This window comes from Variovorax sp. LjRoot84 (genome assembly GCF_964254305.1).
Taxonomy (GTDB): Bacteria; Pseudomonadota; Gammaproteobacteria; order Burkholderiales; family Burkholderiaceae_C; genus Variovorax.
Genome location: NZ_CAXUTE020000001.1, coordinates 5,859,226 through 5,872,917 on the forward strand (window position 1 = coordinate 5,859,226; position 13,692 = coordinate 5,872,917).

15 protein-coding genes are annotated in these 13,692 nt (G+C 68.4%); 6 read left to right on the forward strand and 9 right to left on the reverse strand.

Annotated elements, in window-relative coordinates; all coding sequences use genetic code 11:
• Nucleotides 1-56 precede the first annotated feature (56 nt).
• The 4 genes from fba to ACSQ9I_RS28905 all read right to left on the reverse strand — a co-directional run bounded on the left by fba (nucleotide 57) and on the right by ACSQ9I_RS28905 (nucleotide 4,942).
• On the reverse strand, nucleotides 57-1,121 hold the full coding sequence (gene fba / locus ACSQ9I_RS28890; protein WP_436315424.1) for a class II fructose-bisphosphate aldolase: 1,065 nt from the start codon (nucleotides 1,119-1,121) through the stop codon (nucleotides 57-59).
• A gap of 109 nt (nucleotides 1,122-1,230) precedes the next feature.
• The gene (gene pyk / locus ACSQ9I_RS28895) at nucleotides 1,231-2,679 is read right to left on the reverse strand and encodes a pyruvate kinase (protein WP_436315425.1); all 1,449 of its coding nucleotides are present in this window, start codon (nucleotides 2,677-2,679) and stop codon (nucleotides 1,231-1,233) included.
• Nucleotides 2,680-2,740: 61 nt separating this feature from the next.
• On the reverse strand, nucleotides 2,741-3,934 hold the full coding sequence (locus ACSQ9I_RS28900; protein ID WP_436315426.1) for a phosphoglycerate kinase: 1,194 nt from the start codon (nucleotides 3,932-3,934) through the stop codon (nucleotides 2,741-2,743).
• 96 nt (nucleotides 3,935-4,030) lie between these two features.
• Nucleotides 4,031-4,942 (reverse strand): LysR family transcriptional regulator, encoded by a 912-nt coding sequence (locus ACSQ9I_RS28905; RefSeq protein WP_093108664.1) that lies wholly within the window; start codon nucleotides 4,940-4,942, stop codon nucleotides 4,031-4,033.
• Nucleotides 4,943-5,035: 93 nt separating this feature from the next.
• On the opposite strand from ACSQ9I_RS28905, the gene ACSQ9I_RS28910 reads away from it, so the two are divergent.
• The 6 genes from ACSQ9I_RS28910 to ACSQ9I_RS28935 are packed head-to-tail and all read left to right on the forward strand — an operon-like array spanning nucleotide 5,036 to nucleotide 10,470.
• Nucleotides 5,036-5,569 (forward strand): VOC family protein, encoded by a 534-nt coding sequence (locus tag ACSQ9I_RS28910; protein ID WP_436315427.1) that lies wholly within the window; start codon nucleotides 5,036-5,038, stop codon nucleotides 5,567-5,569.
• A complete protein-coding gene (locus ACSQ9I_RS28915; RefSeq protein WP_436315428.1) occupies nucleotides 5,562-6,683 on the forward strand; it encodes an alpha/beta hydrolase family protein in 1,122 nt (373 codons plus the stop codon). The genes ACSQ9I_RS28910 and ACSQ9I_RS28915 overlap by 8 nt, the downstream gene beginning before the upstream one ends.
• 8 nt (nucleotides 6,684-6,691) lie before the next feature.
• Nucleotides 6,692-8,335, forward strand: a complete 1,644-nt coding sequence (locus ACSQ9I_RS28920) for an FAD-dependent monooxygenase (RefSeq protein ID WP_436315430.1) — start codon at nucleotides 6,692-6,694, stop codon at nucleotides 8,333-8,335.
• Nucleotides 8,332-8,511 (forward strand): DUF2783 domain-containing protein, encoded by a 180-nt coding sequence (locus ACSQ9I_RS28925; RefSeq protein ID WP_436315431.1) that lies wholly within the window; start codon nucleotides 8,332-8,334, stop codon nucleotides 8,509-8,511. The genes ACSQ9I_RS28920 and ACSQ9I_RS28925 overlap by 4 nt, the downstream gene beginning before the upstream one ends.
• Nucleotides 8,508-9,467, forward strand: a complete 960-nt coding sequence (locus tag ACSQ9I_RS28930) for an MBL fold metallo-hydrolase (RefSeq protein ID WP_436315433.1) — start codon at nucleotides 8,508-8,510, stop codon at nucleotides 9,465-9,467. The genes ACSQ9I_RS28925 and ACSQ9I_RS28930 overlap by 4 nt, the downstream gene beginning before the upstream one ends.
• 28 nt (nucleotides 9,468-9,495) lie before the next feature.
• Nucleotides 9,496-10,470, forward strand: a complete 975-nt coding sequence (locus ACSQ9I_RS28935) for a Bug family tripartite tricarboxylate transporter substrate binding protein (RefSeq protein ID WP_436315434.1) — start codon at nucleotides 9,496-9,498, stop codon at nucleotides 10,468-10,470.
• Here the strand turns inward: ACSQ9I_RS28935 and ACSQ9I_RS28940 are convergent, their stop codons facing one another.
• From ACSQ9I_RS28940 to def, 5 genes are read right to left on the reverse strand one after another with little or no spacing between them, the layout of a single operon-like run.
• A complete protein-coding gene (locus ACSQ9I_RS28940; protein ID WP_436305951.1) occupies nucleotides 10,471-10,821 on the reverse strand; it encodes an AzlD domain-containing protein in 351 nt (116 codons plus the stop codon).
• The gene (locus tag ACSQ9I_RS28945; RefSeq protein WP_436315435.1) at nucleotides 10,818-11,558 is read right to left on the reverse strand and encodes an AzlC family ABC transporter permease; all 741 of its coding nucleotides are present in this window, start codon (nucleotides 11,556-11,558) and stop codon (nucleotides 10,818-10,820) included. The genes ACSQ9I_RS28940 and ACSQ9I_RS28945 overlap by 4 nt, the downstream gene beginning before the upstream one ends.
• Nucleotides 11,558-12,508, reverse strand: a complete 951-nt coding sequence (gene fmt / locus ACSQ9I_RS28950; protein WP_436315436.1) for a methionyl-tRNA formyltransferase — start codon at nucleotides 12,506-12,508, stop codon at nucleotides 11,558-11,560. The genes ACSQ9I_RS28945 and fmt overlap by 1 nt, the downstream gene beginning before the upstream one ends.
• A gap of 7 nt (nucleotides 12,509-12,515) precedes the next feature.
• Nucleotides 12,516-13,025 (reverse strand): hypothetical protein, encoded by a 510-nt coding sequence (locus ACSQ9I_RS28955; protein ID WP_436315437.1) that lies wholly within the window; start codon nucleotides 13,023-13,025, stop codon nucleotides 12,516-12,518.
• Nucleotides 13,022-13,555 carry a peptide deformylase gene (def, locus tag ACSQ9I_RS28960; protein WP_436315438.1) on the reverse strand — a complete coding sequence of 178 codons (534 nt, stop codon included), beginning with the start codon at nucleotides 13,553-13,555 and terminating at the stop codon, nucleotides 13,022-13,024. Before def ends, ACSQ9I_RS28955 begins: the two co-directional genes overlap by 4 nt.
• Nucleotides 13,556-13,692: the final 137 nt, after the last annotated feature.

Sequence of the window (13,692 nt, forward strand, 5' to 3'; positions counted from 1 at the left end):
TTGTGCGCGCAGAAAAAAGCCACCGCGAGGGTGGCTTCTGCGCGCCAGCGGAAATATCAGACCACTTCTTGCGCGAGCTCGCCCTTGGCGTACTTGGCGGCGACGACCTGCAGGGTCTCGCCCTTGATCTTCGGGCCCTGGCCTCCGCAGCCGAACTGGACGTAGCGCTGCTTGGCGATCTGCTTTGCGGCTTCGCGCGCGGGCTTCAGGTATTCGCGCGGATCGAACTTCTCGGGGTTCTCGGTGAAGAACTTGCGGATCGCGGCCGTCATCGCGAGGCGGATGTCGGTGTCGATGTTGATCTTGCGCACGCCGTGCTTGATGGCTTCCTGGATCTCCTCGACCGGCACGCCGTAGGTTTCCTTCATGTTGCCGCCGTATTTGCGGATCTCGGCCAGAAGATCCTGCGGCACGCTGGAGGAGCCGTGCATCACGAGGTGGGTGTTGGGGATGCGGCGGTGGATTTCCTTGATGCGGTTGATCGCCAGGATGTCGCCGGTGGGCTTGCGCGTGAACTTGTAGGCGCCGTGGCTGGTGCCGATGGCGATGGCCAGCGCGTCGATCTGGGTGCGCTTGACGAAATCGGCGGCCTGCTCCGGGTCTGTCAGCAGCTGCTCCATGGTCATCGTGGCGTCGGTGCCATGGCCGTCTTCCTTGTCGCCCTTCATGGTCTCGAGCGAGCCGAGGCAGCCCAGCTCGCCTTCGACGGTGACGCCCACGCGGTGCGCCATGTCCGCCACCTTCTTGGTGACCTCGATGTTGTAGTCGTAGCTCGCGATGGTCTTGCCGTCGGCCTGCAGCGAGCCGTCCATCATGACCGAGCTGAAGCCCAGGTCGATCGCGCCCTTGCAGACGTCCGGGCTCTGGCCGTGGTCCTGGTGCATCACCAGCGGCACCTTCGGCCAGCTTTCGATCGCGGCTTCGATCAGGTGCTTGATGAAGGGCTCGCCCGCATACTTGCGCGCGCCTGCGCTCGCCTGGAGGATGACCGGCGCACCGACTTCATCAGCCGCCGACATGATGGCCTGCACCTGCTCGAGGTTGTTGACGTTGAAGGCCGGAATGCCGTAGCCGTTGGCGGCGGCATGGTCGAGCAGTTCGCGCATCGAAACGAGAGCCATGGGTGTACCTCGCGGGAATGTTGGGATGGAAGAAGAAAAAAGACTGCCTCAATTCTACCGAGCACCCCTGTCGGACAGGACCGACGCCCGCGCCGGGACGGCGTCGCCTTCAGCTCACTCTGCAAATTTTCAGCATGTTCGTCCCGCCGGGCGCGCCCATGGGCTCGCCGCAGGTGATCGCATAGACGTCGCCGGTCTGCACGATGCCGCGCTTCTTGAGGTGCGCCTCGGCCTGAAGCAGTGCCGTGTCGCGGTCGCTTTCGGGGTCCATGAGCAGCGGCCGCACGTTGCGGTAGAGCGCCATGCGCCGCTGCGTGGCCAGGCGCGAGGTCAGCGCGTACATCGGGATGTGGGCACGGTGGCGGCTCATCCACAGCGGGGTCGAGCCCGATTCGGTCAGCGCGACGATCGCCTTGGCGCCCAAATGGTGCGCGGTGAACAGCGCGCCCATCGCGATCGACTGGTCGATGCGGGCGTAGGACTGGCCGCTGAAGTCGGCGTCGAGTTGCAGGTCTTCGGCGGCTTCGGCCGCCTCGCAGATGCGGCTCATCTCCTGCACCGTCTCGAGCGGGTAGCGCCCCGAAGCGGTCTCGGCCGAGAGCATCACGGCGTCGGTGCCGTCGAGCACGGCGTTGGCCACGTCGCTCACCTCGGCGCGCGTGGGCACCGGGTTGGTGATCATCGACTCCATCATCTGCGTGGCGGTGATGACGACCTTGTCCATCTCGCGCGCCATGCGGATCATCTTTTTCTGCAGCGCCGGCACGGCCGCGTTGCCGACCTCGACCGCCAGGTCGCCGCGCGCGACCATGATGCCGTCGCTGGCGCGCAGGATCTCCTCCAGCTTGGGGATCGCCTCGGCGCGCTCGATCTTGGCGATCAGGCCCGGCTTGTGGCCGAACTCGGCGGCCGCCACGTTGCACAGCTGGCGCGCCATTTCCATGTCGGTCGCGTTCTTCGGGAAGCTCACCGCCACGTAGTCGGCCTGGAAGCTCATCGCGGTCTTGATGTCCTCCATGTCCTTGGCCGTCAGGGCCGGCGCCGTGAGGCCACCGCCCTGCTTGTTGATGCCCTTGTTGTTGGAGAGCTCGCCGCCCAGGCGCACCGTGGTGTGGACCGCGTCGCCCTTGACGGCTTCGACCGTGAGCACGATGAGCCCGTCGTTCAGCAGCAGGCTGTCGCCGGGCTTCACGTCGCGCGGCAGGTCCTTGTAGTCCAGCCCCACTTCGCTGACATCGCCCAGCTCCGTGCGCGAGGCGTCGAGCACGAACTTCGCACCGGCCTCCAGCCAGACCTTGCCTTCGGCGAACTTGCCGACCCGGATTTTCGGGCCCTGCAGGTCGGCCATGATCGCCACCTCGCGCCCTGTACGGCGGGCCGCCTCGCGCACCATGGCGGCGCGGTTGATGTGGTCTTGCGCCGTGCCGTGGCTGAAGTTGAGCCGGACCACGCTGACCTTGTGATGGATCATCTGCTCGAGCAGCTCGGGCGAACTCGATGCCGGGCCGAGCGTGGCGACGATCTTGGTGGCGTGGCGGGGAAGGCGGGGCGTGCTCATTCAGGTCTCCGGTTTGTATTCCACACTGTATACACTTTCTCGGCCGACCGATAGAGGGTATTCAGCCGGCTGCGCGTTTGGCCAGGATCTCGAAGGCCGGCAGGGTCTTGCCTTCCAGGACTTCGAGGAAGGCGCCGCCGCCGGTCGAGATGTAGCCGACCTTGTCCTCGATGCCGTACTTCGCGATGGCGGCCAGCGTGTCGCCGCCGCCCGCGATCGAGAAGGCGCTGCTCTCGGCAATGGCGCGCGCGATGGCCTCGGTGCCCTTGGCGAAGGCGTCGAACTCGAACACGCCCACCGGGCCGTTCCACACGATGGTGCCAGCTTCGCGCAGCTGCGCGGCCAGGATCTCGGCGGTCTTCGGGCCGATGTCGAGGATCAGGTCGTCGTCGGCAACCTGGTCGGCGGCCTTGACCGTGGCGGCGGCATCGGCCGCGAAGGTCTTGGCCGTGACCACGTCGACCGGGATCGGCACCGCGGCGCCGCGCGCGCGCATCGCTTCGATCACGGCCTTGGCTTCATCGAGCAAGTCGGGTTCGGCCAGCGACTTTCCGATCTGCAGGCCGGCCGCGAGCATGAAGGTGTTGGCGATGCCGCCGCCGACGATCAGCTGGTCGACCTTGTCGGCCAGGCTCTTCAGGATGGTGAGCTTGGTGCTGACCTTGGAGCCCGCGACGATCGCGACCAGCGGGCGCTTGGGCTGTGCCAGTGCCTTGGTGATGGCGTCGATCTCGGCCGCCAGCAGCGGGCCGGCGCAAGCCACCTTGGCGTACTGGGCGATGCCGTAGGTCGTGGCCTCGGCGCGGTGCGCGGTGCCGAAGGCGTCGTTGACGTAGATGTCGGTCAGCGCGGCGAGCTTGCGCGCGAGCGTCTCGTCGTTCTTCTTCTCGCCCTTGTTGAGACGACAGTTCTCCAGCAGCACGACTTGACCGGGCGCCACCTGGACGCTGTCGACCCAGTCGGTCACCAGCGGCACCTCGCGGCCCAGCAGCTCGCCCAGGCGCTTGGCGACCGGCGCCAGCGAATCCTCGGGCTTGAATGCGCCCTCGGTCGGACGGCCGAGATGGGAGGTGACCATCACCGCGCCCCCCGCGTCGAGCGCCAGCTTGATGCAGGGCACCGAGGCGCGGATGCGCGTGTCCTCGGTGATGCGGCCGGCATCGTCCTGCGGCACGTTGAGATCGGCTCGGATGAACACGCGCTGGCCGGCGACTTTGCCTTGCGCACACAGGTCGGTGAATCGAAGAACGTTCATGGGATGGGCGTGATGAGAAGCGGAGGGGACTGCCTTGAAAAAAGGCGAGAGGCCATTGTAGGTTTGTAGGTTTCGCCGGTGACGCCCTGTTGTCGATCAACCGCCAAGGCCCGGCTTCCGCACGAACTGCTCCAGCATCTCGACGAAACCGGCTGCCGCCGGCGACAGCGAGCGCCGCGATGCGGCGTAGACGCAGACCTCGCGATGGAAATCGGGCCGGTCGAGCTTGACCATCTGCAGCCCGTGGGCCTTGACCAGCGAGGCCGAGTAGGTCGGGCAGACCGTGAGCCCCAGGCCCGAAGCGACCATGCCCAACGCGGTCGTCATGTACGAGACCTCCTGCGTCGTGGCGCGCAGCATCAGCTCGCGCGCGTCGGCGTCCAGCTCGGGCAGCACGCGCTGGCGGAAATCGCGCGTCGGCGCGATGAAGGTGTAGGGCCCGAGCTCGCTCCAGCGCACCTGGCGCCGGCGCGCGAAGGCATGGTCGGGCGGACAGATCAGCCAGTGGCGGTCGCGAAAGAGCGTGCGGCGTTTGATCACTGCGGGATCTACCGCCACGTCCTGCCCCACCGCCAACTCCACCTCGCCCGAGAGCACGCCGGCCAGCAGGTGCTCGGGCAGCGTGTCGGCCAGGCGCACGTCGATGTCCGGGTAGCGCGCGCTGTAGGCCGCGATCACGCGCGGCATCAGCGTGCAGGCCATGAGCTGCGGCGCGGCGAGCCGCAGCACGCCCTTCTTCTGGTCGCGCAGCTCGGTCACGCCGGCCACCGCGCCCGCGAGATCGGCCAAGAGGCGCTGCACCGAGGGCTGGAATTCGCGTCCGGCCTCCGAGAGCAGCACCCGCCGCGTGTGGCGGTCGAAGAGCTGCACGCCCATTTCGCGCTCCAGTTCGCGCACCAGCACGCTGAGCGCCGACTGGGTCAGGTGCAGCCGGGCGGCCGCGGCGGTGAAGCTGCCGGTGTCGGCCACGGCGTCGAAGGCGCGCAATTGGCGCAGGGTCAGATTCATGGCCTCAGTTCATCAATCAATGAATTTATTTCGATTGAATCATAAGAAGAACGGCGGCCCAATTCGTTTCCGAGCCTTCACCGGAGACAAGCCATGACCCCCTCGCCCGTGCCCGTGCGCGGACTGCACCACTTCGCCTGGCGCTGCCGCGACAGCGAGGAGACGCGCCGCTTCTACGAGGACCTGCTGGGCCTGCCGCTGGTCCACGTGATCAAGAGCGACCATGTGCCGAGCACCGGCGAGTTCTGCCCCTACGTCCACATCTTTTTCCAGATGCGCGACGGCTCCTACATCGCCTTCTTCGACCTCGGCGACGACGTGGCCGCGCTGCCTTCGCCCAACACGCCGGCCTGGGTCAACCACATCGCACTGCGCGTCGATTCGGTGGCCGACCTGCTGGCCGCCAAGGCACGGCTCGAGGCGGCCGGCGTCGAGGTGCTGGGCGTGACCGACCACCACATCATCGAGTCGATCTACTTCTTCGACCCCAACGGCATCCGCGTCGAACTGACCACGCCCACCGTGCCGCAGGCCGAGATGGACGCGCATGCGAAGCGCGCCCATGCCGACCTCGATGCCTGGACCGAGCGCAAGGCCGAGCTGCGGAGAAAGGCGGCGCATGCCTGAGCTCCAACTCGCCGTCATCGACGTCAAGCCCGGCGCCGCGATGGAGAGCCAGTCGGGCCTCCAGATGCTGCGCCCGCGCATCTACGGCGCGTACCGCGCGCCGGCCGGCCCGAAGAAGATCGCGGCCATCGTGATGCACCCCACGAGCAACTTCATGGGGCACTACCTGATCGCGCCGCTGGCCGAGCGCGGCATCTGCTGCATGGGCCTCAACTCGCGCTACATGGGCAACGACACGGTGCTGCTGATGGAGCGCGCGATCCAGGACCTGGGCGCCGGCGTGCAATTCCTGCGCGCCGCGGGCTACGAGAAGGTGCTGCTCATCGGCAACTCGGGCGGCGCCGCGCTTGCGAGCTTCTACCAGGCGCAGGCCGAGAAGCTCACGGCACATCACTTCCCGGACGGCGACCCGACCCATCTGCATCCCGACGACCTGCCGCCGGCGGATGGCATCGCCCTGTGCGCGGCGCACCAGGGCCGCTCGAAGCTGATGCGCGACTGGATCGACCCCTCCGTCACCGATGAGCACGATCCGCTGTCGGTGGACCCGGAGCTCGACATGTACGACGCGCGCCACGGCTTGCCCTACAGCACCCAATTCCTCGCGCGCTTCAGTGCCGCCCAGAAGGCCCGGCTCGACCGGCTCGAGAACTGGGCCATGGGGCGCCTGCGCCTGCTGCGCAGCACGCCGGGTGCGCCGCGCGACCAGGCCTTCATCGTCTATCGCACGCACGCCGATCCGCGCTGCGTGGACCTTTCGATCGACCGCAACGACCGCGCACCCGGCAGCGTCTGGGGCGATGCGCGGCAGGTGAACTACTCGGCCAACGCGATGGGCCGCACCACTTCGCTGGCCGCCTTTCTCTCGCAGTGGTCCTCGCGCTCGCAGGCCGATGGGCCCTCGAACCTGGCGCGCACCACCTGCCCCAAGCTGCTGCTGACCTACACGGCCGACCAGTCCACCTTCCCGAGCACGCGCGATGCCTGGCTCCAGGCCGGCGGCGCGCGCATCCGCAACGTCGACATCGTCGGCGGCAACCACTACCTGGCGGGCCAGCCCGAGCTGGTGCCGCGCGCGGCCGATGCCATCGCCGAGTGGGCCCACGCGCTGTGAGCGCCGCGATGGAAAGCTTCCACTTCGCGCCCGACTACGAGCTGCCGCGCTGGCCCTTCCAGCCGCCGCCCGAACTGGACAGCGGCCAGGTTGTGCGCCATCCGATCGTCATCGCCGGCGCCGGTCCGGCCGGCCTCACGCTGGCCTGCGACCTCGCGCAGCGCGGCGTGCGCGCCGTGCTGCTGGACGAGGACGACACGGTAGGCGTGCGCGGCGCCTCCTCGCGCGGCATCTGCTACGCGCAGAAGAGCCTGGAGATCTTCGAGCGGCTCGGCATCTACCGGTGCATCGCCGACAAGGGCGTCACCTGGTCCTTTGGCCGCACCTTCTCGGGCGAGGAGGAGGTCTACAACTTCAACCTGAAGACCGACAGCGTCTCCGCACAGCCGCCCTTCATCAACCTGCAGCAGTTCTACCTCGAGTGGTTCCTGGTCGACCGCATCCTCGAACTCGGCTTCACGGACCTACGATGGAAGAACCGCGTGACGCGCATCGTGCCCGCTGACGACGGTGTTCGCGTCGAGGTCGAGACGCCCGCCGGCCCCTACGCGATCGAAGCCGGCTTGCTGATCGACGCGACCGGCGCCAACAGCGCCGTCCGCACCCAGCTCGGGCTCGACGCCCACAGCTCGCGCAGCACCGACCGCTGGTGCATCAGCGACGTGCGCTTCAAGAAGCCGCTGCCTGTCGAGCGCTGGACCTGGGTCGACGCGCCCTTCAACGAGGGCCGCGCGGTCTGGCAGCACCTGATGGCCGACGGCGCCTGGCGCATCGACTACCAGATGCCCGAGGACTGCGACACCGCCCACATCAGCAAGCCCGAGGTGGCCGGCGCGCGGCTGCGCGAGCAGCTCGGGCCGGGCGTGGAGTTCGAATTCGTCTGGATCGGCCCTTACGGCTACCGCGACCATCTGCTAGACCGCTTCCGCCACGGCCGCGTGTTCTTCATCGGCGACTCGGCCCACGTCGTGAGCCCCTTCGGCGCGCGCGGCGGCAACAGCGGCATCCAGGACGCGGCCAATCTCGGCTGGAAGCTGGCGCTGGTCATGAATGGGCAGGCCGGCGATGCGCTGCTCGATACCTACGACGCCGAGCGCCGCCCCGCGGCCGCGCAGAACCTCCAGGTCACGAGCCGCACCGCCCGCTTCCTCGCCCCGCGCTCGCCGGCCGAGCACACGATGCGGCGCGCGGTGGTGGCGCTGGCCGCGCGCTACCCCTTTGCGCGCGCGCTCGTCAACACGGGCCGAATGTCGGTGGCCAACGACTATCCGGCAGCGCCGCATCTGCCTGAAGGCGGCCGCAGCGTGCAGAACCTGCCGCTTCGCTGGAGCGATGGCCGGCCGACCTCGCCGATGCAGTTGTTGGCAGAGGGAACGAAGTGCCTCGGGATCTGGTTCGCACCGACGCGCGCGCAGGCCGAGGCTGCAGCCGGGATCGTGGCGTCGCTGCCGCTGCAGCTCGTCGCCGTGGGCGGCGAGAGCGGCCTGCCCACGCTGCAGCCCGACGAGACGCTGGCCCGCCATCTCGGCATCGAATCGCCCGGCGGCTTCTGCCTCGTGCGGCCCGACGCCTACCGCGCCGCCTTGCTCACCCATCCCACACCGGCGGCGATCGAAGCCGCCGTCCACGCCGCACTGGCGCAAGACGCATGATCACCGACCCTCACATCCCAGACCCCGACGGTTTCTACGCCGAGTGGCTCGCCGCCCACGAGGGCCTGACCGAGGCCCAGAGCGCGGACCTCAACGCCCGCCTGGTGCTGCTTCTTGCCAACCAGTGCGGCGACCAGGCCGTGCTGCTGGAATGCATCCAGGCGGCGCGCGCATGAACAGCACCGTTTCCTTCGCCTCCGCCTCCGACACGCGCGAACAGAAGCCGCAAGTGCGCGAGCTCGCGCCCAACGTCTACGGCTACATCAGCGACTTCGACCCCAACTGCGGCTTCATCGTCGGCGACGAGCACGTGGTGCTGATCGACACGCGCCCGACGCCGCGCATGGCGCGCGACTTCCTGGCCGACATCCGCAGCGTGACCGGCAAGCCGATCAAGTTCATCGTGCTCACGCACTACCACGCGGTGCGGGTGATGGGTGCCAGCGCCTTCGACGAGGTGCAGGCCATCATCGCCAGCCGGGGCACGCTCGACTGGGTGCGCGAGCGCGGCCAGGCCGACTTCGACTCCGAGGTGGAGCGCTTCCCGCGTCTCTTCGCCGGCGTGGAAGAGATCCCCGGCCTCACCGTGCCGAGCATGAGTTTCGAAGGCGAGATGAGCCTGTGGCTGGGCGCGCGCGAGGTGCGGCTCATGTGCCTGGGCCGCGGCCACTCGGGCGGCGACACCGTCGCCTGGCTGCCCGACTGCGGCGTGCTGTTCTCGGGCGACGTGGTGGAAAACCGCTGCGGCGTGTACGCCGGCGACGCCTATATCCAGGACTGGGCCGGCACGCTGGACGCCGTGGCCGCGCTCGAGCCCCGGGTGCTGGTGCCGGGGCGCGGCGCGGTGCTGCAGGGCGCCGCCGCCTGCGCCGAGGCGATCGCTCTCACCAAGGCCTTCTTGTCGACGTTGCTCGCGAGCGTGCGCTCGGGCATCGACGCGGGCGAGAGCCTGCGCGGCTGCTTCGAGCGCGCCGAAGAAGCGATGAGGCCGCGCTTCGGCGACTGGCCCGTGTTCCAGCACGTGCTGCCCTTCGACGTGTCGCGCGCCTATGACGAGCTGCGCGGCATCGAGCACCCGGTCGTGTGGACGGCAGAGCGCGACCGCGAGCTATGGCAAGCCTTGCGCGGCTGATTTCTTTTCTAACCCGGAGACAAAAGCGATGAAACGATTCCTGCAACTGCTGGCCGCCGCCGGCCTCGCGCTGGCCGCAACCAGCCATGCGCCGGCCCAGAGCGCCTACCCCAGCCAGCCGCTGCGCTGGATCGTGCCGTACCCCGCGGGCGGCGGCACCGACAACCTCGCGCGGGCATTGGCCGACGCGATGCAGCCTTCGCTCGGCCAGCCCATCGTCATCGACAACCGCCCGGGCGCCTCCACCAACATCGGCGTGTCGGTGCTGATGCAGGCCAAGCCCGACGGCTACACGATCATGCAGGCCGAGAACGCGGCGCTGCTGTTCAACGAGCACATGTTCGCCAAGCTGCCCTACAAGCCGGCGAGCGACTTCACTTACATCGGCACGATCGGCCGCTTCCCGGTCGCGCTGGTGGTGCATCCGGACTTTCCGGCCAAGACGGTCGCCGAGTTCGTGAGCTACGTGAAGGCCAATCCCGACAAGGTGAGCTATGCCTCGCCCGGCAACGGCACGCCGCACCACATGGCGATGGAGCTCTTCAAGCAGAAGGCCGGCCTCGGCATCGTCCACGTGCCCTACAAGGGCGCCGCGCCGGCCATGACCGACATCATGGGCGGCCAGGTGCCGACCATGATGCTGGACCTCGCCTCGGGCCTGCCGATCATCCGGTCGGGCAAGGTGCGGGTGCTCGCGATCGCACTGCCGCAGCGCGCGAGCGCATTGCCGGATGTGCCGACCTTCTCGGAAGTCGGCTTCAAGGACGTCAATGCCTATGCCTTCCACGGCCTGATCGGCCCGGCCGGCATGCCGCAGGAAGCGGTGAACCGGATCAACGGCGAGCTGCACAAGGCGATGAAGGCGCCGAAGGTGGTCAAGCTGTTCGCGGACTTCGGCTTCGAGGCGCTGCCCGGCACGCCGCAGGACTTCTACAAGCTGTCGCGCGCCGAGAGCGAGCGCTGGGGCAAGGTCATCAAGTCGGCCGGCGTACAACTCGACTAGCTACCAGCCGAGCCCCAAGTGAAGCGGCAGGTAGACCACCATGCCTGCCAGCATCGTGCCCAACACGCCGCGGCGCCAGAAGTAATAAGCGGCGCCGGCCGCTGCGGCATAGAGCCGCGCGTCCTTCCAGGTCGAGATCAGGTGCCCCTGCGACATCACGATCTCGGGCACGATCACGGCGGCGAGCGCGGCCGCCGGCGCATAGTGCAGCGCGCGGTGCGCCCAGTCCGGCAAGCCCCAGGGCCGGTCGAGGATGAAGAAGAAGCAGCGCGTCAGCACCGTAACGCCGGCCAGGCCGACGATCACCGCCAGGGTCCAGAAGTCGGTGGCGCCGCCGTTGCCGATGCTCACTTGTCGTCCTCCGCGTCGGGGTCCAGCCCGAACTGCTTCTCGAGCCAGAAACACAGCAGCACCGCGACGCCGATGCCGGCCACGATGTTGAGCTTGAGCGGCAGCGCGTAGGCCGCCACCGCCGTGGCGCCGGCGACCAGCGCGGCCAGGATGCGCAGGCGCGTCGTCGCCATCGAGCAGACGATGGCCACCAGGCTCAGAACGCCGGCGAAGCCCAGCCCCCAGCTCTGCGGAATCAGGTTGGCCAGCACGATGCCGAGCAGGCTCATGCCCATCCATGAGGACCAGGTCACGAAGTAATTGCCGGTCAGGTAGGCCTCCTGCGCCCGCTTCTCGGGCTCGCTCGCGGGCGGCTCGGGGTAGCGGCCGGTGAACATCGCGTAGCTCATGTCGGCCGTGAGGTAGCCGTGCGTCAGGCGGCGCCAGCGCGGCATGTGCATGAGGTAGGGCCGCAAGTGCAGGCTGAAGACCACGAAGCGCAGGTTGACGCAGAAGCCCGTGGCCAGCACCACCCAGGCCGGCGCGCCCGCGATCAGCAGCGGAATGGCGGCCAGCTGCGAGCTGCCGGCATAGACCAGCAAGGTCATCGCGACCGACTCGAAGACACTCATGCCCGACTTGACCATGGCCACACCGGTCATCAGGCCCCAGGCGCCGATGCCGACGGCGACCGAGGACATTTCGGTCGCGCCTTGGCGGAACTCCGGCTGGCGGCGGATGGAAGGAGAAAAAAACATCAGCCGAAGACCTGCCCCGGCTTGATGTCGAAGCCGCGCAGGAAATCGGCCGCGGCCAGGCGCTTGCCGCCGGGCCGCTGCAGCTCGGTGATCACGACGACGCCATCCCTGGCGGCGACGGCGATGCCCGGCGCGCCGGCTGCCAGCACCGTGCCCGCTGCGTCCGCAGGCGTCCCGGGCTGAACCCGCGCCGCCCAGTGCTTGATGGTTTCGCCGTCGAGCGCGCTGCTCGCGCCGGGAAAGGGATCGAAGGCGCGGATGCGGCGCACGATGGTGGCGGCATCCTGCGTCCAGTCCACCTGCGCCTCGTGCTTCTCGACCTTGTGCGCATAGGTCACGCCTTCGGCCGGCTGCGGCTCGGGGTGCAGCGTGCCGGCATCAGCCTGCTTCAAGGCGTCGGCGATCAGCCGCCCGCCGAGCGCGGCGAGCCGGTCGTGCAGTTGCGCGGTGCTGTCCTCGCCGATCGCGAGCGATTCGGCGAGCAGCATGTCGCCGGTGTCGAGCCCGGCATCCATCTGCATGATGGTGACGCCGGTCTCGACATCGCCGGCCTCGATCGCCCGATGGATCGGCGCCGCGCCGCGCCAGCGCGGCAAGAGGCTCGCATGGATGTTGAGGCAGCCGAGCCGCGGCGCATCGAGCACCCACTGCGGCAGGATCAGGCCATACGCGGCGACCACCATCACGTCGGGCTTGGCCCCGAGGATGGCGGCGCGTGCCGCGGCGGCATCCTCGGGGTACTTGCCGTCCAGGCGCAGGCTGCGCGGCTGCGCCACCGGCCAGCCGTGCGCTGTGGCGAACTGCTTGACCGGCGAGGCCTGCAGCTTCATGCCCCGGCCGGCGGGGCGGTCGGGCTGGGTCAGCACCAGCACGATCTTGAAGCCCGCGGCGGCGATCGCCTCCAGCGCGACGCGGGCGAACTCGGGCGTGCCCGCAAACGCAACCCTCATGCGACCCTCACATCCGTTCGAAGAGATCGCGCATCAGGTCGTCGCCCGTGTGGTAGCGCTGCACCACACCGGCAGGGTCGACATAGATGTAGAGCAGGCGGGGCGCGTTCATCATCTTGTAGCGCCAGCTCCAGATCACGCCGTCGAAGGAGCTCACGCGCGTGATCTCGAACGGGCGGCCGTAGATGCGCAGCACGTCGGCCTCGCGCCAGACGCCGACGCCGGGTTGAATGGTGCGGTCGAACAGGCGATCGTCGAGTTCCTGCCGGATCGAGACCACGCGGCCGCCGGCGTCGAGATCGACGTTGTTCACCTCGAAGCCGGCCGGCGCACGGGAATACTGGAGCCGCTCGCCGCCCCCCGGCAGCGGGTACGCGGCGGTGGGCGCGCCGAGCTGTTGCAGCGCGGCGGCCTTGGAGGTGCCCGGCGCGATCCGCGTGGGCTCGCCCGCACAGCCCGCCAGCCCCAGCGCCGCGGCAAGCAACGCGGCGGGCCAGGCGCGGGCGACGGCGCTCACCGTCGTCCTTCCCGTTGTTCGAGCTTCTGGTCTTCGCGCTGCTGCTTGAGCAGCTTGCTCTTGATGCGGTTGCGCTTGAGGGGGGAGAGGTACTCGACGAACACCTTGCCGAGCAGGTGGTCGAGCTCGTGCTGGATGCAGACCGCCAGCAGGCCCTCGGCCTCGACGGTCTGGGGCTCGCCGTTGGCGTCGAGGGCGGTCACGCGCACCGCGGTTGCACGCTCGACGCCGTCGTAGATGCCGGGCACCGAGAGGCACCCCTCCTCGTTGAGTACTTTTTCCTCACTCGCCCAGACGATCTCGGGATTGATCAGCACCAGCGGCTCGTTGCGCTCCTCGGAGATGTCGATCACGACCAGCCGTTCGTGCACGTCGACCTGCGTGGCGGCCAGGCCGATGCCGTTCGCCTCGTACATGGTTTCGATCATGTCGGCGACCAGCGTCTTGATGCGCGCGTCGACGCCCTGCACCGGCTTGGCGACCGTGTGCAGGCGCTTGTCGGGATAGCTCAGGATGGTTCTTTTGGCCATGAATGCGAGGAAAAATTGTCGTTATTTTCGCCATTTCCGCGACGGTACGACGCGCTGCGACCTGATAAACGTTGCCCCTTCAAGGGCTTCAGCGCAAAATTCGTTGCAAATTGTGAGGATTCGTACGTCCCCCTGGG

Excerpts from the sequence above, each read along its gene's own strand:
- ACSQ9I_RS28915 (WP_436315428.1), top strand. The coding sequence starts at position 5,562 with ATGCCTGAGCTCCAACTCGCCGTCATCGACGTCAAGCCCGGCGCCGCG.
- fmt (WP_436315436.1), bottom strand. The coding sequence starts at position 12,508 with ATGAGGGTTGCGTTTGCGGGCACGCCCGAGTTCGCCCGCGTCGCGCTG.
- pyk (WP_436315425.1), bottom strand. The coding sequence starts at position 2,679 with ATGAGCACGCCCCGCCTTCCCCGCCACGCCACCAAGATCGTCGCCACG.
- ACSQ9I_RS28905 (WP_093108664.1), bottom strand. The coding sequence starts at position 4,942 with ATGAATCTGACCCTGCGCCAATTGCGCGCCTTCGACGCCGTGGCCGAC.
- ACSQ9I_RS28945 (WP_436315435.1), bottom strand. The coding sequence starts at position 11,558 with ATGTTTTTTTCTCCTTCCATCCGCCGCCAGCCGGAGTTCCGCCAAGGC.
- ACSQ9I_RS28935 (WP_436315434.1), top strand. The coding sequence starts at position 9,496 with ATGAAACGATTCCTGCAACTGCTGGCCGCCGCCGGCCTCGCGCTGGCC.
- fba (WP_436315424.1), bottom strand. The coding sequence starts at position 1,121 with ATGGCTCTCGTTTCGATGCGCGAACTGCTCGACCATGCCGCCGCCAAC.
- def (WP_436315438.1), bottom strand. The coding sequence starts at position 13,555 with ATGGCCAAAAGAACCATCCTGAGCTATCCCGACAAGCGCCTGCACACG.
- ACSQ9I_RS28900 (WP_436315426.1), bottom strand. The coding sequence starts at position 3,934 with ATGAACGTTCTTCGATTCACCGACCTGTGTGCGCAAGGCAAAGTCGCC.
- ACSQ9I_RS28910 (WP_436315427.1), top strand. The coding sequence starts at position 5,036 with ATGACCCCCTCGCCCGTGCCCGTGCGCGGACTGCACCACTTCGCCTGG.
- ACSQ9I_RS28930 (WP_436315433.1), top strand. The coding sequence starts at position 8,508 with ATGAACAGCACCGTTTCCTTCGCCTCCGCCTCCGACACGCGCGAACAG.
- ACSQ9I_RS28925 (WP_436315431.1), top strand. The coding sequence starts at position 8,332 with ATGATCACCGACCCTCACATCCCAGACCCCGACGGTTTCTACGCCGAG.
- ACSQ9I_RS28920 (WP_436315430.1), top strand. The coding sequence starts at position 6,692 with ATGGAAAGCTTCCACTTCGCGCCCGACTACGAGCTGCCGCGCTGGCCC.